21 protein-coding genes, 1 pseudogene and 1 riboswitch are annotated in these 18,758 nt (G+C 74.2%); of the genes and pseudogenes, 6 read left to right on the top strand and 16 right to left on the bottom strand.

Annotation, left to right across the window (positions count from 1 at the left end):
* Window positions 1–9: 9 nt before the first annotated feature.
* From G514_RS0112355 to G514_RS0112345, 3 genes are read left to right on the top strand one after another with little or no spacing between them, the layout of a single operon-like run.
* Window positions 10–1,236, top strand: coding sequence for an amino acid deaminase/aldolase (locus G514_RS0112355; protein ID WP_245582188.1), 1,227 nt, complete (start codon window positions 10–12; stop codon window positions 1,234–1,236).
* The gene (locus G514_RS0112350) at window positions 1,214–1,792 is read left to right on the top strand and encodes a uridine kinase family protein (protein WP_036564634.1); all 579 of its coding nucleotides are present in this window, start codon (window positions 1,214–1,216) and stop codon (window positions 1,790–1,792) included. Before G514_RS0112355 ends, G514_RS0112350 begins: the two co-directional genes overlap by 23 nt.
* A 5-nt stretch (window positions 1,793–1,797) precedes the next feature.
* Window positions 1,798–2,712, top strand: coding sequence for an aldose 1-epimerase family protein (locus tag G514_RS0112345; RefSeq protein ID WP_028651991.1), 915 nt, complete (start codon window positions 1,798–1,800; stop codon window positions 2,710–2,712).
* A 108-nt stretch (window positions 2,713–2,820) separates the two neighbouring features.
* On the opposite strand, the gene G514_RS0112340 is transcribed toward G514_RS0112345, so the two are convergent.
* The 3 genes from G514_RS0112340 to G514_RS0112330 are packed head-to-tail and all read right to left on the bottom strand — an operon-like array spanning window position 2,821 to window position 4,457.
* Complete coding sequence (locus G514_RS0112340; RefSeq protein ID WP_028651990.1) at window positions 2,821–3,288, bottom strand: PH domain-containing protein; 468 nt, start codon at window positions 3,286–3,288, stop codon at window positions 2,821–2,823.
* Window positions 3,272–4,120 carry an ATP phosphoribosyltransferase gene (gene hisG / locus G514_RS0112335; RefSeq protein WP_028651989.1) on the bottom strand — a complete coding sequence of 283 codons (849 nt, stop codon included), beginning with the start codon at window positions 4,118–4,120 and terminating at the stop codon, window positions 3,272–3,274. The genes G514_RS0112340 and hisG overlap by 17 nt, the downstream gene beginning before the upstream one ends.
* Window positions 4,121–4,139: 19 nt before the next feature.
* On the bottom strand, window positions 4,140–4,457 hold the full coding sequence (locus tag G514_RS0112330; RefSeq protein WP_211222126.1) for a phosphoribosyl-ATP diphosphatase: 318 nt from the start codon (window positions 4,455–4,457) through the stop codon (window positions 4,140–4,142).
* Window positions 4,458–4,477: 20 nt separating this feature from the next.
* On the opposite strand from G514_RS0112330, the gene G514_RS0112325 reads away from it, so the two are divergent.
* On the top strand, window positions 4,478–5,047 hold the full coding sequence (locus G514_RS0112325) for a GNAT family N-acetyltransferase (RefSeq protein ID WP_028651987.1): 570 nt from the start codon (window positions 4,478–4,480) through the stop codon (window positions 5,045–5,047).
* On the opposite strand, the gene ribH is transcribed toward G514_RS0112325, so the two are convergent.
* The 4 genes and pseudogenes from ribH to ribD form a co-directional block, all read right to left on the bottom strand.
* Window positions 5,034–5,510, bottom strand: coding sequence for a 6,7-dimethyl-8-ribityllumazine synthase (ribH, locus tag G514_RS0112320; RefSeq protein WP_028651986.1), 477 nt, complete (start codon window positions 5,508–5,510; stop codon window positions 5,034–5,036). The two genes, G514_RS0112325 and ribH, sit on opposite strands and share 14 nt — an antisense overlap.
* On the bottom strand, window positions 5,507–6,760 hold the full coding sequence (locus tag G514_RS0112315) for a bifunctional 3,4-dihydroxy-2-butanone-4-phosphate synthase/GTP cyclohydrolase II (protein ID WP_028651985.1): 1,254 nt from the start codon (window positions 6,758–6,760) through the stop codon (window positions 5,507–5,509). Before G514_RS0112315 ends, ribH begins: the two co-directional genes overlap by 4 nt.
* Window positions 6,757–7,359, bottom strand: coding sequence for a riboflavin synthase (locus tag G514_RS0112310; RefSeq protein ID WP_028651984.1), 603 nt, complete (start codon window positions 7,357–7,359; stop codon window positions 6,757–6,759). Before G514_RS0112310 ends, G514_RS0112315 begins: the two co-directional genes overlap by 4 nt.
* 161 nt (window positions 7,360–7,520) lie before the next feature.
* Window positions 7,521–8,507 (bottom strand): annotated as a pseudogene (gene ribD / locus G514_RS26510) (bifunctional diaminohydroxyphosphoribosylaminopyrimidine deaminase/5-amino-6-(5-phosphoribosylamino)uracil reductase RibD); the annotation flags it as partial.
* An 83-nt stretch (window positions 8,508–8,590) separates the two neighbouring features.
* Window positions 8,591–8,720, bottom strand: a riboswitch (FMN riboswitch).
* Between the two features lie 157 nt (window positions 8,721–8,877).
* On the opposite strand from ribD, the gene G514_RS0112300 reads away from it, so the two are divergent.
* Complete coding sequence (locus tag G514_RS0112300) at window positions 8,878–9,783, top strand: EamA family transporter (RefSeq protein ID WP_028651983.1); 906 nt, start codon at window positions 8,878–8,880, stop codon at window positions 9,781–9,783.
* Between the two features lie 92 nt (window positions 9,784–9,875).
* Here G514_RS0112300 and G514_RS30305 read toward each other — a convergent pair whose 3' ends face one another.
* The 3 genes from G514_RS30305 to G514_RS29250 are packed head-to-tail and all read right to left on the bottom strand — an operon-like array spanning window position 9,876 to window position 11,273.
* Complete coding sequence (locus tag G514_RS30305) at window positions 9,876–10,028, bottom strand: hypothetical protein (protein WP_157544764.1); 153 nt, start codon at window positions 10,026–10,028, stop codon at window positions 9,876–9,878.
* Window positions 10,025–10,687: a ribulose-phosphate 3-epimerase gene (rpe, locus tag G514_RS0112290; protein ID WP_028651982.1), complete on the bottom strand. Its 663-nt coding sequence runs from the start codon at window positions 10,685–10,687 to the stop codon at window positions 10,025–10,027. Before rpe ends, G514_RS30305 begins: the two co-directional genes overlap by 4 nt.
* Window positions 10,688–10,700: 13 nt before the next feature.
* Window positions 10,701–11,273, bottom strand: coding sequence for a MarR family winged helix-turn-helix transcriptional regulator (locus G514_RS29250; protein WP_051247403.1), 573 nt, complete (start codon window positions 11,271–11,273; stop codon window positions 10,701–10,703).
* Window positions 11,274–11,318: 45 nt separating this feature from the next.
* Between G514_RS29250 and G514_RS0112280 the strand changes: the two genes are divergently transcribed.
* Window positions 11,319–11,744, top strand: coding sequence for an SRPBCC domain-containing protein (locus tag G514_RS0112280; RefSeq protein ID WP_028651981.1), 426 nt, complete (start codon window positions 11,319–11,321; stop codon window positions 11,742–11,744).
* 31 nt (window positions 11,745–11,775) lie between these two features.
* Here G514_RS0112280 and ligD read toward each other — a convergent pair whose 3' ends face one another.
* The 6 genes from ligD to G514_RS0112250 form a co-directional block, all read right to left on the bottom strand.
* Window positions 11,776–12,750 carry a non-homologous end-joining DNA ligase gene (ligD, locus tag G514_RS0112275; protein ID WP_028651980.1) on the bottom strand — a complete coding sequence of 325 codons (975 nt, stop codon included), beginning with the start codon at window positions 12,748–12,750 and terminating at the stop codon, window positions 11,776–11,778.
* A gap of 25 nt (window positions 12,751–12,775) precedes the next feature.
* Window positions 12,776–14,143 carry an RsmB/NOP family class I SAM-dependent RNA methyltransferase gene (locus G514_RS0112270; RefSeq protein WP_028651979.1) on the bottom strand — a complete coding sequence of 456 codons (1,368 nt, stop codon included), beginning with the start codon at window positions 14,141–14,143 and terminating at the stop codon, window positions 12,776–12,778.
* A gap of 40 nt (window positions 14,144–14,183) precedes the next feature.
* A complete protein-coding gene (locus tag G514_RS0112265; RefSeq protein ID WP_036564815.1) occupies window positions 14,184–14,600 on the bottom strand; it encodes an MmcQ/YjbR family DNA-binding protein in 417 nt (138 codons plus the stop codon).
* Window positions 14,601–14,610: 10 nt separating this feature from the next.
* Complete coding sequence (gene fmt / locus G514_RS26500; protein WP_051247402.1) at window positions 14,611–15,558, bottom strand: methionyl-tRNA formyltransferase; 948 nt, start codon at window positions 15,556–15,558, stop codon at window positions 14,611–14,613.
* 22 nt (window positions 15,559–15,580) lie between these two features.
* Entirely contained in the window at window positions 15,581–16,123 is a 543-nt protein-coding gene (def, locus tag G514_RS0112255; RefSeq protein WP_036564629.1) for a peptide deformylase, read from the bottom strand.
* Window positions 16,124–16,536: 413 nt separating this feature from the next.
* Window positions 16,537–18,579 carry a primosomal protein N' gene (locus G514_RS0112250; RefSeq protein ID WP_084152075.1) on the bottom strand — a complete coding sequence of 681 codons (2,043 nt, stop codon included), beginning with the start codon at window positions 18,577–18,579 and terminating at the stop codon, window positions 16,537–16,539.
* Between the last annotated feature and the right edge of the window lie 179 nt (window positions 18,580–18,758).

Genomic DNA, 18,758 nt, shown 5'->3' with positions numbered 1-18,758 from the left:
GAGACGCCCGTGAACCCCGACTCCGGCACGCTCGAGCGCAACCGGCTCTGGGCGCGGCTCAACGACGCCGTGGCCGCCCACGCCGAGCCGCTCCCGACGCCGCTGATGGTCGTCGACCTCGACGCCTTCGACGCCAACGCCGACGACCTCGTGCGCCGGGCCGGCGGCACGCCGATCCGGGTCGCCTCGAAGTCGGTCCGCGTGCCCGCGCTGCTCAGCCGGGTGCTCGCCCGCGAGGGGTTCCAGGGCGTGCTCGGCTACACGCTGGCCGAGGCGCTCTGGCTCGAGGAGCACGGCGTCTGCGACGACATCGTGGTCGCCTACCCGACCGTCGACCGCGGGGCGCTGGCGCGGCTGGTCGCCTCGCCGTCCGCCGCGGCGCACATCACGCTGATGGTCGACCAGGTCGCGCACCTCGACGTCGTCGACTCCGTGCGCGCCTCGCAGGCGGTGCCGGTCCGGGTCGCGATCGACGTCGACGCCGGGCTGCGGATGGGCCGCCAGCACGTCGGGCCCAAGCGCTCGCCGCTCTACGACGCCGGCGACGTGGTGCTCCTCGCCAAGGAGATCGAGTCGCGCCACGGGTTCCGCCTGGTCGGCGCGATGACCTACGAGGGCCAGGTCGCCGGGGTGCAGGACGAGGTGCCGTCGCAGCGGGCCCGCTCGGCCGTCGTACGCCGGATCAAGGCGCTGTCGATGACCCAGCTCGAGGTGCGCCGCCGCGAGGTGGCCGAGGCGCTGCGCGCCGCGGGCGTCACCCTCGAGTTCTGGAACGCCGGCGGCACCGGCTCGGTCGAGGCGACCGTCGCCGACGCGGTGGTGACCGAGGTCGCGGCCGGGTCGGGACTGCTCGCGCCGACGCTCTTCGACCACTACCAGTCCTTCGCGGCCCGCCCGGCTGCGTACTTCGCGCTGCCCGTCACCAGGCGCCCCTCCCCCGACATCGCGACGGTGCACGGTGGCGGGCTGGTCGCGTCCGGCCCGGCCGGCAAGGACCGGCTGCCGACGCCGTGGGCGCCCGCCGGGCTGCACCTGACCGGGCTCGAGGGCGCCGGCGAGGTGCAGACCCCGCTCACCGGGCACCCGGCGGCGCTGCTGGAGGTGGGTGACCTGGTGTGGTTCCGGCACGCCAAGTCGGGCGAGCCCTTCGAGCACACCAACACGGTCCAGCTGCTGGCCGGCTCCCGGTTCACCGAGGAGGTCCCGACCTACCGTGGCCACGGGCTCGCCTTCTGAGGCTGCCGACCTCGTCCTGAGGCTCGCCGCGTCCCGGCCCCCGACGCTCGGCCCCGGGCGGTTGGTGTGCGTCGACGGCCCGGCCGGGTCCGGCAAGACCACCCTCGGGAAGGCCCTGGCCGAGCGGACCGGCGCGCAGCTGGTCCACGGCGACGACCTGATGGAGGGCTGGCGCGGGCTCGACGCCGTCGGCCGCCAGCTCGTGGGGCTGGCCGAGGCGCTCGCGGCGGGACGCCCGGGCAGCTACGACCACTTCGACTGGCAGCACCACCGCTACGACCGGACCGTGCCGGTCGCCCCCGCGCCGTGGCTGGTCGTCGAGGGGGTCGGCAGCGGGGCGGCCGCGCTCGCGGCGTACACCACCGTGCTGGTGTGGGTGGAGGTGGACGACGAGCTGCGGCTGCGGCGCGGGCTGGCGCGCGACGGCGAGGCGATGCGGCAGCACTGGCTCACGTTCATGGCCGACGAGCGCGCGCTGTTCGCCCGCGAGCGGACCCGCGAGCGCGCCGACGTGGTCGTCGACGGCACCGGGAGCACGCCGCCCGTCGTACGGTGACCTCCGTGGTGGCACCGAGCGGCGAGCAGTACGAGATCTCCGGGAGCGGCTATCGCGCGGTCGTGACCGAGTGCGGGGCAACCCTGCGGGTGCTCGAGCACGACGGGCGCGCGCTGCTGCACGGCTTCGACGAGGACGGCATGTCCACCGGCGGGCAGGGGCAGCTGCTGGTGCCGTGGCCGAACCGGATCCGCGACGGCCGCTACACCGTCGGCGACCAGGAGCTGCAACTGCCGCTGAGCGAACCGACCCGCCAGAACGCCTCGCACGGGCTGGTGCGGTGGGTGGCGTGGAGCGTGGAGGAGCACACCGGCGGGTCGGTCGCCCTGCGCTACCGGCTGATGGCGCAGAGCGGCTACCCGTGGACGCTCGACCTGCACGTCGTCTACGACGTGAGCGCCGACGGGCTGACGGTGACCCAGACCGCGACGAACCTGGCCGCCGAGCCGGCGCCGTACGCCCACGGCGCGCACCCGTACCTCTCGGTCGGGCCGGGCCCGTGCGACGGCTGGGAGCTGACGCTGCCCGCCGCGACCCGCACGATCTCCGACCCCGAGCGCAAGCTGCCGGTCGGGCCGGAGCCGGTCGAGGGCACCGGGTTCGACTTCCGGGTGCCCCGGCCGATCCGCGAGACCGAGATCGACCACGCCTTCACCGACCTCGCGCGCGACGGGTCCGGGCGCGTCACCGTCGAGCTGCGCGACCCCGCGACCGGCCACGCGGTGGCGCTGTGGGCGGACGCCGCCCACCCGTGGCTGATGGTCTACACGGCCGACGACCTCCCCGGCGCGCACCGCCGCGCCGTGGCCGTCGAGCCGATGACCGCCCAGGCCGACGCCTTCCGCACCGGCGAGGACCTCCTCGTGCTCGACCCCGGCCAGGACTTCTCGGCCTCCTGGGGCATCCGCGACCTCACCTGACCCAAGCACCGCCGAGTCGGCGTTGCTGCTGACGAGTAACCGGCCGAGTCGGCGTTACTGATGATCAGTAGCGCCGACTCGGCGTGACGGGGCTCGGTTCGGCTCGGGTCAGGGGGAGGCGGAGGAGGCGGCGACGAGGGACTTGAGCTCGCGGAGGGCGGTGCGGGCGCGCTGGCCGTCGGAGCCCTGGATGGCCAGGACCGACGCGGTCTCGCCGTCGGCCAGGTCGAGCGTGACCCAGGGCGCGCCCGGTGGGAGGCGGGCGGCGACGATGAAGGGCCACTCGTACTCGTGGCGGCGGTAGCCGTTGACCACGACCAGCCGGTCGGCGTACGCCACCGCGCGCGAGCGGATCAGCGCGAACATCAGCGCCAGGTAGAGCAGCCCGAAGAACACCAGCGTGCCGCGCTGGAACAGCGTGAACTTGGCGCGGGTCTCGGCCCCCAGGTTGATCCACCCGACGGCGACGACGGCGATCAGCGCCAGCGTCACCGCGATGCCGACGACCCGCGGGCCCAGCGGCCGCCAGGTGCGCGGGAGCGGCGGGAGCCCCGCCGGCTCAGAGTCGGCAGGCATGGATGTCCGTGAGCAGGATGCCCCGCGCGCCGATCTCGTAGAGCTCGTCCATGAGCCGCTGCGCGCCGTCGCGGGGCACCATCGCGCGGACGGCGACCCACCCCTCGCGATGCAGCGGAGCGATCGTGGGGCCCTCGATGCCGGGCGTGAGCGCGACCGCGTCGCCGACCCTGCCCTCCTCGATGTCGTAGTCCATCATCACGTAGCTGCGGGCCACGAGGACGCCCTCGACCCGGCGGCGGAAGATCTCGAAGCCGGAGGGGCCGTGCCCGGCACGGGTGACCAGCACCGCCTCGGAGTCGAGGATCGTCTCGCCGAAGACCTCCAGCCCCGCCGCGCGCAGCGTGCTGCCGGTCTCGACGACGTCGGCGACCGCGTCGGCGACGCCGAGCTGGATCGAGGTCTCGACGGCCCCGTCGAGGCGCACCACCTCGGCCGCGATCCCGCGCTCCTCGAGGAACGCGCTCACGACCCCGACGTACGACGTCGCGATCCGCGCGCCGGCCAGCTCCGCGAGGTCGGAGTAGCGGCCCACCGGCCCGGCGAACCGGAACCGGCTGCGTCCGAAGCCCAGGGAGAGCACCTCGTCTGCCTTCGCGCCGGAGTCGCGCAGCAGGTCGCGGCCGGTGATCCCGACGTCGAGGGTGCCCTCGCCGACGTAGAGCGCGATGTCGCGCGGCCGCAGGTAGAAGAACTCCACGCCGTTCTCGGCGTCGGTGAGCGTGAGCTGCTTGGCGTCGTCGCGCTGGCGGTAGCCCGCCTCGCGCAGGATGTCGGAGGCGGACTGGGCCAACGAGCCCTTGTTGGGGACGGCGATGCGGAGGAGTGACACGGCCAGGGTTCCGATCGGGCTAGAGGTGTGCGTAGACGTCGTCGAGCGTGAGGCCCGTGGCCAGCATCAGCACCTGGGCGTGGTAGAGCAGCTGGCTGATCTCCTCGGCGGCGCGGTCCTTGCCCTCGTGCTCGGCGGCCATCCAGGACTCCGCGGCCTCTTCGACCAGCTTCTTGCCGATCGCATGGACGCCGGCGTCGAGCTCGCGCACGGTGCCGGACCCGTCGGGACGGGTCTCGGCCTTCTCGGAGAGCTCTGCCCAGAGCTCCTCGAACGTCTTCACGACGAGCCAGCCTAGTTGGCGGTGGTCCGGCAACTCGCTCGCCGGTCCGGGCATGGACGGGACAGGATGGGCCGGTGCCCCGCGCGATCACCGACCTCACCTGGCCCGTCACCACCGAGCGGCTCTCGATCCGGCCCGCCGAGCAACGCGACGCCGCGCCGACGTACGCCTTCCGGAGCCTGCCCGAGGTCGCCCGCTGGCTGACCAACCACCCGCAGGACCCGGCGGCCTGGGAGGACGGCTACGCCGAGCGGCAGACCGACACCCTGATCGTCGAGAAGGACGGCGTCGTGATCGGCGACCTCTACCTCAGCATCCAGGACCCGTGGTCGCAGGCCGAGGTCCGCGAGCAGGCCGCGAGGACGCTGGTCGAGATCGGCTACGTCTTCGACCCGGCGTACGCAGGCCAGGGGTTCGCCACCGAGGCGGTCCGCGAGGAGCTGCGGATCTGCTTCGAGGACCTCGGCGTGCGCCGCGTGATCGCGCAGTGCTTCGCCGACAACGACGCGTCGTGGCGCCTGATGGAGCGGCTCGGCATGCGCCGCGAGCAGCACACCAAGCAGGACTCGCTGCACCGCGACGGGCAGTGGCTCGACGGGATGATGTACGCGCTGCTCAGGGACGAGTGGCTCAGCGCCCGCTGACCTCGCGCAGGGTGCGCGCCGTGGCCAGCGCCGCCGCGGTCGCCTCGTAGCCCTTGTCCTCGTGCGAGCCCTCGAGCCCGGCCCGGTCGAGGGCCTGCTCGTCGGTGTCGCAGGTGAGCACGCCGAAGCCGACCGCGACCGTGTGGTCGAGGGCGACCCTCGTCAGGCCGTCGGTGGCCGCCGAGCAGACGTAGTCGAAGTGCGGCGTGCCGCCCCGGATGACGACCCCGAGCGCCACCACGGCGTCGTATCCCTGCTGGGCGAGCGCCGAGGCCACGACCGGGAGCTCGAACGTGCCCGGTACGCGCACGACCGTGGCCTCGACCCGGTGGTCGGCGCACGCGCGGGCCGCGCCGGCGAGCAGGCCGTCCATCACCACCGTGTGCCAGCTCGCCGCGACCACCGCGACGCGCAGGCCGCTCGCGTCGAACGGCTCGACCGCGGCGGCGCCCTCGCCGCTCATCGGGTGACGTCCTCGAGGACGTCGAGGCCGGGGAGCACGTGACCCATCCGGTCGCGCTTGGTGAGCAGGTAGGCGAGGTTGTGGTCGTTGGGGTGCGGGGTGAGCGGCACCCGCTCGGCGACGGTGATGCCGTACTCCTCGAGGCTGGTGACCTTGTCGGGGTTGTTGGTCAGCAGCCGGACGCTGGCGACGCCGAGGTCCTTGAGCACCTGGGTGGCCGCGCCGTAGTGGCGGGCGTCGGCGGGCAGTCCGAGGTCGAGGTTGGCGTCGACGGTGTCGCGGCCGCCGTCCTGGAGCTGGTAGGCCTGCAGCTTGGCGACCAGGCCGATCCCCCGGCCCTCGTGGCCGCGCAGGTAGATCACCACTCCGCGGCCCTCCGCGACGATGCGGTCCATCGCCTCGTTGAGCTGGGGACCGCAGTCGCAGCGGCTGCTGCCGAAGACGTCGCCCGTCAGGCACTCGGAGTGCACCCGGGTCAGCACCGGCTCGGTGCCCGACACGTCGCCGTAGACCAGCGCGACGTGCTCGGAGTCGTCGACCGAGATCCGGTAGCCGTAGGCGGTGAAGTCGCCGTGGCTGGTCGGCAGCCGGGTCTCGGCGACCCGGTCGACGAGCACCTCGTTGCGGCGCCGCCAGCGCACCAGGTCCTCGATCGAGATCATCGCCAGCCCGTGCTCGTCGGCGAACTCGCGCAGCTCGGGCGCGCGCTTCATGGTGCCGTCGTCGTTCACCAGCTCCACGAGGACGCCGGCAGGGGTGAGCCCGGCCAGGCGGGCCAGGTCGACCGCCGCCTCGGTGTGGCCGCGACGGGCGAGCACCCCGCCCTCGCGGTAGCGCAGCGGGAAGACGTGACCGGGCCGGGTGATCTCCCACGGCTCGGTGGCCGAGTCGGCGAGCACGCGGGCGGTGTGCGCGCGGTCGGCAGCCGAGATCCCGGTCGTGACGCCGTCGCGGGCGTCGACCGAGATCGTGTACGCCGTGCGCATCTTGTCCTTGTTGTGCGGCGTCATGAGGGGGATCTCGAGCCGGTCGAGCATCGCGCCCGGCATCGGCACGCAGATCACGCCGCTGGAGTGCCGGATCGTGAACGCCATCAGCTCGGGCGTGGCCTTGCTGGCGGCGAAGATGAGGTCGCCCTCGTTCTCGCGGCCCTCGTCGTCGACGACCACGACCGCCTTGCCGGCGGCGATGTCGGCGACGGCCCGCTCGATGGGGTCCATCCGCACCCCCACGTGCTGGGGAATCGTCATGACGCGTCCTTCCTGTGCGCGAGGAGCTTCTCGACGTGCTTCGCGAGGACGTCGACCTCGAGGTTGACCCGGTCGCCGACCTGGCGGCTGCCCAGCGTGGTGCGGGCGAGGGTCTCGGGGATGAGGCTGACCGTGAACCCGTCGTCGCGGGCCTCGACGACGGTGAGGCTCACGCCGTCGACGGTGATGGACCCCTTGTCGACCAGGTAGCGCGCCAGGTCTGCCGGCATCGAGACCTCGACGACCTCCCAGTGCTCGCTCGGGGTGCGCGAGACGACCGTGCCGACGCCGTCGACGTGGCCCTGGACGATGTGTCCGCCGAGCCGGGTCGTGGGCGTGACGGCGCGCTCGAGGTTGACCCGGTCGCCGGGTGCGACCCCGGCGAGGCTGGTCTTGTCGAGGGTCTCCTGCATGACGTCGGCGGTCCACGTTTCGCCGTCGCGCTCGGCGACGGTGAGGCAGCAGCCGTTGACGGAGATCGAGTCGCCCAGTCCGGCGTCGGACAGCACGTGCTGGGCGTGGATGGTGAGCCTGATCGCGTCGCCCTGGTCCTCGACCCCGGCGACGGTGCCGAGCTCCTCGACGATCCCGGTGAACATCAGTGATCTCCTCTGGTGGGGGTCTGGGTGGGGGTCTGGGTGGGGGTCTGGGTGGGGGTCTGGGTGGGGGTCTGGGTGGGGGTCTGGGTGGGGGTCTGGGTGGGGGTCTGGGTGGGCGTCAGGGTGATGCGGACGTTCGGCTCCTCGCCGTCGAGCCCGTCGAGCACGGCGATGTCGGTGACCACCGGACGCAGCGCTCCGGCGATCGTGGTGATTCCCAGGTCGGCCACCGCGTGCTGCCCGGCGCCGAGCAGCATCGGGGCGACGTAGGCGACGATCTCGTCGACGAGGCCGGCTTCGAGGAACGCCGCGGCGAGGGTCGGGCCGCCTTCGAGGAACACGTGCTGGCGGTCGCGGGAGAACAGCGTCTCGAGCGCGGTCTCGGGATCGCGGGTGCGGAGGTGAACGGTCTCCGCCTCCTCGTCGAACACCCTCTTGGTGGGCGGCAGGTCGCGCACGCCCATGACCACGCGCAGTGGCTGCCGGTCGCGGGGCAACGGCTGGTCGTGCTCGTCGCGGACCGTCAGCCGCGGGTCGTCGACGTCGATGGTGTTGGTGCCGACCAGCATCACGTCGCAGAGCGCCCGGAGTCGGTGGGTGTCGAGCCGGGCGGCCCGGCCCGAGACCCACCGGCTGGTGCCGTCGGCTGCCGCGCTGCGCCCGTCGAGGGTGGTCGCGAACTTCCACGTCACGAACGGCCGGCCGTGCTCGACCGCGAAGGTCCACACCCGGTTGAGGGCGCGGGCCTCGTCGACCAGCAGGCCCTGCTCGACCTCGACGCCGGCCCCGCGGAGCAAGGCGCCTCCCCCGGCCGCGACCGGGTTGGGGTCGCCCTGGGCGAACACCACGCGTCGTACGCCGGCATCGCGGAGCGCGACCGCGCAGGGACCGGTCCGGCCGGTGTGCGCGCAGGGCTCGAGGGTGACGACCGCGGTGGTGCCGCGCGCCCGGTCGCCGGCGTTCGCGAGCGCGTCGGCCTCGGCGTGCGGGCTGCCGGCGCCGCGGTGGAAGCCCTCGGCCACGGTCTGGCCGTTCGCGTCGAGGAGCACGCAGCCGACCCGTGGGTTGGGACCGAGTGGCACGCCGGGGCTCGCGGCCAGCGCGAGGGCGCGCGTCATCGCCGTTCGCTCGGCCTGGCTGAAGCTCATCGTCGCTCTCTCGGGTCGGCTCACGACTCCGGGGCGACGGCTCGCTCGGGCACATGTGCTCCTGACCAGTGCGCGAACGAGACCTGCGTGCGCTTCTCATCCGGACTTTGACCGTCGGTCCAGGAGTTCCACCTGGTCAACCGGTCACTGGAGGTGACCGGGTCGCGGACTTTCACCGCCGGTGCGGAGTTCCACCGCCCCCAGAGCACGCGAGCAATCTCTACTCGTCCCCACGAGTTTGCCACAGTGCGCCAGCCGTAGCCCCCGTGATCCCGCCCACAGTCGCCGGCGGGCCGGGTTGGCAGGATGTCGCCGCTCGCGGGCAGGGGGCGAGGTCGTACGCCGGCGCCGCACCCGCGAGGCTTGGCCCATGACCCCGCGGCACACCATGCTCGCCGTGCTGACCGCGGCGATCTGGGGCTTCAACTTCGTGGTGATCCAGTGGGGCATGGCCGGGGTGCCGCCGCTGCTGTTCGGGGCCGTGCGGTTCCTCGCCGTCGCTGCGCCGGCGGTGCTGCTGCTGGTGCCCCGGCCGCGGGTGGCGGCGTGGAAGATCGCGGCGGTCGGGACCTTCCTCAGCCTCGGCCAGTTCGCGTTCCTCTACGTCTCCATCGACGCGGGCATGCCGGCCGGCCTCGCCTCGCTCGTGCTCCAGTCGCAGGTGGTCATCACGATCCTGGCCGCCACGGTCGTGCTCCGGGAGCTGCCGACCCGGGCGCAGCTCGCCGGGGTGCTGCTGGGCTCGGCCGGGCTCGTCGTGGTCGCGGCCGGCCGCGACGGGCACGTGCCGCTGGGGGCGCTGGTCCTGTGCGTGTGTGCGGCGTGCTCGTGGGCGGTCGGCAACGTGGTGGTCCGTGCGCTGAAGGTGCCCGGCGGGCTCTCGCTCACCGTGTGGTCGGCCCTCGTCGCGCCGGTGCCGATGGTGGCGCTCTCACTGCTCGTCGACGGGCCCGACGGCGTCTCGGCGGGGCTGTCGGCGTTCGGCTGGAAGGCAGTGGTGTCCACCGCCTACACCGCGGTGCTCGCCAGCTTCGTGGGGTACGGCGCGTGGAACTCGCTGCTGGCGCGCTACCCGTCGAGCCAGGTCGTGCCGTGGGTGCTGCTCGTGCCGCCGGTGGGCATCGTCAGCGCGTGGCTCTGTCTCGGGGAGACACCGGGCGCGGCCGAGCTCGCCGGTGGCGGGGTGCTCGTCCTCGGCGTGCTCGTCGCCCAGGGGCGGCTGCGTCGCTCGCCGCGTGCCTCGGTGGCAGACGAGCCGGCGTCCGCGGCGGCGTAGTCCGTGACGAAACGGCCCCGGGTCGGCTCGATCGGGGGTCGTTGGGTCAGGGACTATCCCCCACGGCCGCGGGTCGACCAGGGTGTGTCTCGTCAGGCCTCGCCGCGCTGCTCGTGCCAGCGCTTGTGCAGGAGGGCCGAGTCGGAGACCGGCGCGACGCCCGTCCCGCAGACCGGGCAGATGAGGACCTCGGTCACGCGCAGGTCGCCGTACCACTCCCAGGCGGCCTGCTGCTCGGGTGTCATCGTGCTGCCTCCTCTGCCATGGTGCGGAGCTCCGCGACCATCCGGTCCGGGTCGTCGGCGGAGTAGACGGCCGAGCCCGCCACGAACACGTCGGCGCCCGCCTCCGCGCACCGCTCGATGGTCTCCAGCGACACGCCGCCGTCCACCTGGAGCCAGGTCTCGCCGCCGTGCTTCTCGATCAGCCGGCGCGCGGTGCGGATCTTCGGCAGGCACAGGTCGAGGAACTTCTGCCCGCCGAAACCGGGCTCCACCGTCATCACCAGCACCATGTCGAGCTCGGCCAGCAGCTCCTCGTAGGGCTCGATCGGGGTCGCCGGCCGAAGCGCCATCGCGGCCCGCGCGCCGTGGCCGCGGATCTCGCGGGCCAGCCGCACCGGCGCCCGCGCGGCCTCGACGTGGAAGGTCACCGAGCCGCAGCCCGCCTCGACGTACGCCAGTGCGTTGCTGTCGGGGTCGTCGATCATCAGGTGCGCGTCGAGCGGCAGGTCGGTGTGCGACGCGAGCGACTCGAGCATGCTCGGCCCGAAGGTCAGGTTGGGCACGAAGTGGTTGTCCATCACGTCGACGTGCACCCAGTCGGCGCTCCCGATCCGCGCCACCTCGTCCGCCAGGCGCGACAGGTCGGCGTTGAGGACGCTCGGCGTGATCTGGATGCCCACGCCCCCAGCCTATTCAGCCGCGCGCCGGTCCGGACGTCACCCGCGCGGCGGCGACCTGGGCGGGGCAGCGCCCCTCGGGCCGGCCGCACGCCGCGAAGTCGCAGGTGCGGCACCACCACGCGCCGGCCTCGCCCGCGCGGCGGCGTTCGACGCGGACCGCGACCCGGGCCGCGACCAGCCTCTCCAGCAGGCCCTCCAGCGTCTCGGCGTCGCCGTCGGAGAGGTCGCCGGTCGCCTGCCGCACGACCTTGTCGCGCGCCGCGCGGGCCGCGGCGGCCCGGCGCCGGCCCGCGGCCGTGAGCCGGACCTCGACGCGGCGGCGGTCGGCGCCGCTGCGGCGCTCCGCGAGGCCCGAGCGCTCCAGCTGGCTGACCAGGCGTACGGCGCCCGAGTGGGTCAGCCCCAGCACGTCGGCCAGCCGCCCCACGTGCGCGTCGCCGAGGAACTCCTCCAGCGCCAGCAGCGCCGCGGTCGCGCTGCCGGTCAGCCCCGACGCACGCTCCAGTGCCGCCTGCGACTCCTCGGCGAGGTTGAGCGACAGCGCCGCCAGCAGGTTGTCGAGGCGGGGGTGTGCGGAGGTGCTCATCCGGTTATTGTATGAGTGGGTCATATATCGGAGGAGATGACACGCATGGCCGAGTTCACCGCCACCGCACAGACCGACGTCGCCGCCCCGCCGGAGCGGGTGTGGGCCGCGCTCACCGAGCCTGACCAGATCGCGGCGTACATGCAGGGGTCGCGGGTCACGACCTCGTGGGAGGTGGGCAGCCCGATCACCTGGGACGGCGAGTACGACGGCCGGACCTACCAGGACAAGGGCGAGGTGCTCACCTACGACGAGCCGCACGTCCTTTCGGTGACGCACTACAGCCCGCTGATGGGCCAGCCCGACGAGCCGGCGAGCTACCACACGCTCGTCTACACGCTGACGCCCTCGGAGTCCGGCACCCACCTCGAGCTCACCCAGGACGGCAACGAGAGCCAGGAGCAGGCCGACCAGTTCAGCCGGAACTGGCAGGGGATGCTCGACGGCCTGAAGGCCCTCGTCGAGGGTTGAGCCGTCGACCCGGCGCGAACTTCGCGCCGGGTCAACCTCCACCGGGGTCGGGCTCCTCGGGCGTCTCCTTGCCCTCGGCCTCGTCGCGCTCGGCCCACTCGAGCAGCGGGCGGAGGTCGAAGGCGTGCGCGTCGATGGCCTCGTGGAGGTCGCCCTTCTCGGCGAACCGGGCCGGGACGGTGAACATCGTGAAGTCGTGGGGGTCGGCGTCGTCGACCTCCGACCACTCGATGGGCGTGGAGACCCGGGCGTCGGGCAGTCCACGGACGGAGTACGCCGCCGCGATCGTGTGGTCGCGCGCGTTCTGGTTGTAGTCGACGAAGAGCTTGCGCGGGTCGCGGTCCTTGCGCCACCACGTCGTGGTCACGTCGGACGGCGCACGGCGCTCGACCTCGCGGGCGAAGGCGAGCGCGCCGCGGCGTACGTCCTTGAAGCCGTGGTCGGGGTGGATCCGCACGTAGACGTGCATCCCCTTCCCGCCCGAGGTCTTCGGGAAGCCGACCGCGCCCAGCTCGTCGAGCACCTCGTGGACGACGTGGGCGACGCGCTGGACCGTCGCGTAGTCGCAGTCGTCGCCGGGGTCGAGGTCGATGCGCCACTCGTCGGGCTTCTCGGTGTCGGCGCGGCGGCTGTTCCACGGGTGGAACTCCACCGTCGACATCTGCACCGCCCAGATCACCGAGCCGAGCTCGGTCACGCACAGCTCGTCGGCGGTGCGGCCCCAGCGCGGGAAGTAGAGCTGCACGGTCTCGACCCAGTCGGGTGCGCCGGCCGGGAGCCGCTTCTGGTGGACCTTCTTCTCCGCCAGCCCCTTGGGGAAGCGGTGCAGCATGCACGGCCGCTCGCGCAGCGCGTTGACGATGCCCGGGCCGACCGCGAGGTAGTACTCGACCAGGTCGAGCTTGGTCGCGCCGCTCTCCGGGAAGTAGACCCGCTCGGGGTTGCTCACCCGCACCACCCGGTTGTCGACCTCGATCTCGACGGCGGGCGACTTCGAGGAGGCCATGCGCCGACGGTAGCCGCCGCGGGTGTCAGGACCGGCGGAACAGCGCCATGAACATCGCGTCGGTGCCGTGCCGGTGCGGCCACAGCTGCACCGTGCCGGGCACGGGCCCGGCCGAGCGAGGCACGTCGGCGAGCTGGGGGCCGAGGTCGAGGAGCTCGGCGTCGGTGCGGGCGCCGCGCACCGACGTGACCACGCTCGAGGTCTCCGAGATCACCGGCGAGCAGGTCGCGTAGAGCACCACGCCGCCGGGCCGCACGAGGTCGAGCGCCGCGCGGAGCAGCTGGCGCTGCAGCATCACGAGCGCGAACAGGTCGTCGGGCTTGCGGCGCCAGCGCGCCTCGGGCCGCCGGCGCAGGGCGCCCAGGCCGGTGCACGGCGCGTCGACCAGCACCCGGTCGAAGACCGCGGCGCGGTACGGCGCGAGCGTGCCGTCGGCCGCGACGACTCCCGCCACGCCCGGCACGTAGTCGCCGTCTTCGGTGAGCGTGCGGCGGACGAGCCCCCCGCGCACCGGCTGCCGCTCGCTCGCGACCAGCCGCGCGCCGCGCTCCGCGGCCAGCGCCGCCAGCAGCCCCGCCTTGCCGCCGGGGCCGGCGCACAGGTCGAGCCACAGCTCGTCGGGCCCCTCGAGCGGCGCCTCGGCCAGCGCCAGGGCGACCAGCTGCGAGCCCTCGTCCTGCACGCCCGCGCGGCCCTCGGCCACCGCCGGCACCGACCGCGGGTCGCCGCCCTCCAGCACGACGCCGTACGGCGAGAAGGCGGTCGGCTCCCCCGGCAGCTCGTCGCGGGTGGAGCGGCCGGGCCGAGCGACCATCGTGACCCGCGGGTTGTCGTTGTCGGCGTCGAGCAGCGCGTGCAGCTCGTCCTGGCCGACCGCCTCGCGGAGCTCGTCGACCACCCACTCCGGGTGGCTGAACGCGAGGGCGGCGTACCGCGTCGGGGAGGCGCGCTCGTCGGGGGTGATCTTGTCGACCCACTCGTCGAAGTCGCGCTCGCTGACCGAGCGAAGGACGGCGTTGGCGAAGTTGCCGGCGCCGGTGTTGACCCGCGCCCTGACCAGGTCGACGGTGGTGCTGATCGCCGCGTGGTCGGGCACCCGCATCGAGATGAGCTGGTGGGTGCCGATGCGCAGCGCGTCGAGCACCTTCGACTCGACCTTCGACAGCGGCCGGTCGATGCACGCCGCCAGGATCGCGTCGTAGGTGCCCCGGCGCCGGATGGTGCCCGACGCCAGCTCGGTGGCGAACGCCGCGTCGCGGCCCTCGAGCTGGTAGTGCCGGAGCACGGCGGGGAGCAGCAGGTTGGTGTAGGCGCGGTCGACCCGGACGCCCTTGAGCACGTCGAGGGCGGCCGCGCGCGCCGGGTCGAGGACGATCTTGCGCCCGCCGGGCACGCCGGTTGGCGCCTCCCGGTGCTGAGCCCGAGGCCGGGGCTCACCCATGGGCGAGGAGCGCCTTGGCCAAGGATTTCGGCGCCTTGGTGAGCCAGGCGTCGGTGAGGATCTCGGCGAGCTCGTCGCGGTCGATCTCACCGAGGCGGCTCTGCTGGACCAGCACGGCGTGGTAGCCCTTGAAGTGGTCGATGGTGAAGAACGGCAGCCGGTCGTCCTCGACCAGGGCGCGCTTCTCTGCCTCGCCGGGCACCTGGATGACGAGCAGGTCGTCGTACGGCTCCCCGGTCTCGGGGTCGATCGCCGTGCGACCCGGTGGGCGGTGCATGACGAAGCCCTTGCCGCGCACCTTGTAGGTCGGGTTGTCGCCCCACGACGTGCCGAGCTGGACCTCGGGCAGGCCGAGGCAGATGGCGTCGACGTCGTCGGGCGTCGCGCCCCTGGGGGGAGCATCCGTCACGGCCGCCACGCTACTCGTTCCCGGCTGTGGGCTCGTCGGGACCGAAGCGCCGGCTGCCCGCCTCGCGCAGCCCGCGCGCCCAGTCGGCTGCGGGCATCTGGCGCGACCCGAACGCCTTGACCTCGCCCAGGCGTACGGCGGTCGTGCCCGTGCCGACCAGCACGTCGTTCTTTCCTACCCTGAGCTCGCCGGGCGGCAGCCGCTCCTCGGTGTGCGCGACCGGGCCGAGCTTGACCCTGGTGCCGGCGTTCGTCGTCCAGGCGCCGGGCGCGGGGGTGCAGGCGCGGATCCGCCGGTCGACGCCGAGCGCCGGGTCCTCCCAGTCGACGCGGGCGTCGTCGACGGTGATCTTGGGCGCGTAGCTCGTGCCCTCGCCCGGCTGGGGCCGGGCCTCCAGGCTGCCGTCCTCGATGCCGTCGAGCGTGGCGACGAGCAGCCCGGCACCGCCCTCCGCGAGCCGGGCCAGCAGGTCGCCCGCGGTGTCGGTGTCGCGCACCCGCTCGGTCATCACCCCGAACGTCGGCCCGGCGTCCATCTCCTTGACGATCCGGAACGTCGTCGCGCCGGTCACCTCGTCGCCGGCCCAGATGGCGTGCTGGACCGGAGCCGCGCCGCGCCAGGCGGGGAGGCACGAGAAGTGCAGGTTGACCCAGCCGTGCTCCGGGATGTCGAGCGCGCTCTGGGGCAGCAGCGCGCCGTAGGCGACCACCGGGCAGCAGTCCGGCCCGAGCTCGCGCAGGGCCGACTGGAAGTCCGGGTCGCGCGGGTGCGCGGGCTTGAGCACGGGCACGCCGAGCTCCTCGGCCACCACTGCCACCGGGCTCGGCGTGAGCCGGCGCCCGCGCCCGGACGGCGCGTCGGGGCGCGTCATGACCCCCACGAGCTCGTGGCGGGAGTCGGCGACCGCGCGCAGGCTCGGCAGCGCGACCTCCGGCGTACCGGCGAAGACCAGCCTCACGGATGCTGCCGTGCCCGGCGCATCAGAACCCGAGCCTGCCGGTCGGGTGCGGCGAGACCTTGACCCTCGGGGCCTCGAGCCCGAACCACTCCGCCTCGCGGATGGCCCTCTTGGCCTCCTTGCGGAGCTCGTCGTCGAGCCGGTCGATGAACAGCACGCCGTCGAGGTGGTCGGTCTCGTGCTGGATCGCGCGGGCCAGCAGCTCGGAGCCGTGGACCGTGACCGGCTCGCCGTGCATGTCGAAGCCCTTCGCCACCACCGACAGCGCGCGCCGGCAGTCGAAGGTGAGGCCGGGGATCGACAGGCAGCCCTCGGGGCCGAGCTGCTGCTCCTCCGACAGGTCGAGCACGGGGTTCACCAGGTGGCCGACCTCGTCGTCGACGTTCCAGGTGAACACCCGGAGCCCCACGCCGAGCTGCGGCGCCGCGAGCCCCGCGCCGGGCGCCTCGAGCATCGTGTCGGTGAGGTCCTCGACGAGCTTGCGCAGCTCCTTGTCGAAGTCGACCACCTCGACCGCGCGCTGGCGCAGCACCGGGTCGCCGAACAGGCGGATGGGCTGGATCACTCGAGCCAGTCTAGGTAGCCCGCCCTCACCGCCTCGGGATGGTCCAGGACGTCTCAGCCGCGGCGTACGCCGGGCGCGGGTCCGCGAACGTCTCGGGCGCGCCCGTTCGGCTAGGCCCTGCGTGCCCTGCGGCGGTCGGGCGGGCGGGGCGGCGGTCAGCACGCAACCTGTCGATGGCCCTACCGGCCACGTCGGGTTGCTGACTCACCGCCACCCCGGGCACCGCCCAGCCCAGCGGTCAGCATTCAACCCCCCGACACCCCGAACCGGCCCCGCCAGGTTGCTGACACACCGCCACCCCGGCGCAACCCAGCGCAACCCAGCCCAGCGGTCAGCACCCAACCTCCCGACACCCCGAACCGGCCAAGCCGGGTTGCTGGCTCACCGCCGCACGGGCGCAACGCAGCAGGGTCTCAGAGGGTCGGCGGGTCGACCTGGATGCGGACGGCGTCGAGCTTGCGGGCCGAGCGGACCCGCTGCACCTCGCCGAGCGCGTGGGAGAGGTCGAGGCCGTGACTGCGGGGCACACGAACGACGGCGCGCGACTCGCCGTCGGACCCGAACGGCACCGGCCCGAGCAGCTCGAACCCCACCGGCGGCGACAGCAGGGTGAGCGCGTCGTCGACCGCACCGGGCTCGCCGGTGATGGTCGCGAGGCGGGAGGCCGGCGGGAGGTGGGCGGTACGGCGCTCGGCCGCCTCCCGCGCCGCGAAGCCGGCCGGGTCCCAGCGGACCAGCGCCTGCAACGCGGGGTGGGCGGGGTCGCCGACCGCGACGGCCCGGCCGCCGGGCCGCACCAGCCCGACCGCGTTGGCCCAGCGGCGAAGGGCCTCCTCCGCCGCCCTCAGGTGGGCCAGCCCGAGCACCAGCCAGGTGTCGAGCAGCACGACAGCGGCGTAGCCTCCAGGCGCGACCGGCTCGGCGCCGGGCGTGGCGACCACGATCGCGGGCTCGTCGTCCACCGTCGCCAGGACGCGGTCGCCGCCCGAGGTACGCACCACGGTGCCGGCGAAGGCCCGGCCGAGCTCCTCCGCCGTGCGGGTCTCCCCCACGACCGGGGCGCGCAGGCCGCGGTGGCCGCACTCCGCGCACGCCCAGGCCTCGTGGGAAGTGCCGCACCAGCGGCAGGTCGGGGGCGCCGTCGCTCCGCTGAGTCCGAGCGGGCCCGAGCAGACCCGGCACCGCGCAGGCGTGCGGCAGCGCTCGCACGCGAGCGCCGTGGCGTAGCCCGCGCGCGGCGTCTGCACCAGCACCGGCCCGCTCGCCAGCGCGTCTCGGATGGCGTGGTGCACCTCGCTCGGCACCCGGGTGGCGCGGGCGAGCGGGTCGCGGGCCAGCGCGTGCTCGTCGGCGCCGGCCACCGACACCGTGACCCTGGCCCTCAGCTCCTCGCGCGACGCCGCCAGCTGGTGCGCCCACCCCGACCGCACCAGCTGCTCGGCCTCGACGCTCATCGCGAACCCGCCCACCAGGACCGCCGCGCCCTCGCGCTCGGCCCGCAGCAGCAGCGTCTCGCGGGCGTGCGGGTACGGCGCCCGGGGCTCGGCGTGCAGGTCGTCGCCGTCGTCCCAGATCACGACCAGCCCGAGACCCGCCACCGGCGCGAACGTCGCCGCGCGGGTGCCGACCACCACCCTGCGGCGACCACGAGACACCGCGAGGAAGTCGCGGTAGCGCCGGGCCGGGCCGGCGTCGGCGGTGAGCACGACGTGCCGGTCGGCGCCGAGCACGGCGGTCAGCGCCGCGTCGACCCGTGCGACGTCCTTGCCGTCGGGCACGACGACGAGCGCGCCGCGGCCGCCCGCGAGCGCCGCGGCCACGGCGTGCGCGACGAGGACCGGCCACTCGGCGCCGGGGGCGGCGCTCCAGACGGCCCGTGGCGACTCACCCTCGGCGAGGTGGCGCAGGAACGCCGGGGCCGGCCCATGGGCGGCCCACGCCGCCTCGGCCGCGCCGGAGTCGTAGGCCGACGGCGGGACGGCTGCGGGCGAGTCCTTCTTCTCCGTCGTGGCGTGCCGGGCCGGCAGCGCGAGCCGCAGCACGTCGGACCGGGTGCCGGCGTAGCGCTCGGCGAGGTCGGCGGCCAGGGCCGCGACCTGGGGTGACAGCACACGCTCGGGGCTCACCACCCGCCGCAGCGGGGTCAGTGACCCGTCGTGGTCGGTGCCCGCCGCCCGCTCGAGCACGAACCCGTCGACGTCACGGCCCGCGAACCGCACCTTCACGCGAGCCCCGGGCTGCGCCTCCTCCGACATCGACGCCGGGACGGCGTAGTCGAAGGACCGGTCGAGGTGCGCGAGGGGTACGTCGACCAGCACCCGCGCCACGGGGTCGACCTCGGCGACGGGCTCGGGTGCGGGCGCCGTGCGCCGCGTGGGCCGCACCCGGGCGCGGACGATCCCCGGGAGCAGCTCCTGCTGCCCCCGGCGATCTTCGGCGTTGCTGGGTCCGGGCACGGCGACATGGATACCAGTCGCCGCCCTCAACACTTTGGTGCGGAGCCCCAGACTCGAGCCCGCCTCTGAGAGAAACGGGCAAGCAATGGGAGCGGTGGGAGCGCAGCGACCCGGTTTGTCCCGAGCGCAGCGAGGCGCCCCGCGATCGGCCTCCGAGCCGCGGCGCCCGCGCCGAAGCG

The organism is Nocardioides halotolerans DSM 19273, from assembly GCF_000422805.1.
GTDB classification, from domain to species: Bacteria; Actinomycetota; Actinomycetes; order Propionibacteriales; family Nocardioidaceae; genus Nocardioides; species Nocardioides halotolerans.
Note: the sequence above shows the minus strand (reverse complement) of the source record. Positions and strands in the feature narration are given on the sequence as shown.

Bases quoted from the DNA above. Each gene is read 5' to 3' on its own strand.
- G514_RS0112330 (WP_211222126.1), bottom strand. From the start codon at position 4,457: ATGCCCGGACCGGCGAGCGAGTTGCCGGACCACCGCCAACTAGGCTGG.
- G514_RS30305 (WP_157544764.1), bottom strand. From the start codon at position 10,028: ATGACACCCGAGCAGCAGGCCGCCTGGGAGTGGTACGGCGACCTGCGC.
- G514_RS0112280 (WP_028651981.1), top strand. From the start codon at position 11,319: ATGGCCGAGTTCACCGCCACCGCACAGACCGACGTCGCCGCCCCGCCG.
- G514_RS0112340 (WP_028651990.1), bottom strand. From the start codon at position 3,288: ATGCCTGCCGACTCTGAGCCGGCGGGGCTCCCGCCGCTCCCGCGCACC.
- ligD (WP_028651980.1), bottom strand. From the start codon at position 12,750: ATGGCCTCCTCGAAGTCGCCCGCCGTCGAGATCGAGGTCGACAACCGG.
- G514_RS0112300 (WP_028651983.1), top strand. From the start codon at position 8,878: ATGACCCCGCGGCACACCATGCTCGCCGTGCTGACCGCGGCGATCTGG.
- G514_RS29250 (WP_051247403.1), bottom strand. From the start codon at position 11,273: ATGAGCACCTCCGCACACCCCCGCCTCGACAACCTGCTGGCGGCGCTG.
- G514_RS0112315 (WP_028651985.1), bottom strand. From the start codon at position 6,760: ATGACGATTCCCCAGCACGTGGGGGTGCGGATGGACCCCATCGAGCGG.
- ribH (WP_028651986.1), bottom strand. From the start codon at position 5,510: ATGAGCGGCGAGGGCGCCGCCGCGGTCGAGCCGTTCGACGCGAGCGGC.
- G514_RS0112310 (WP_028651984.1), bottom strand. From the start codon at position 7,359: ATGTTCACCGGGATCGTCGAGGAGCTCGGCACCGTCGCCGGGGTCGAG.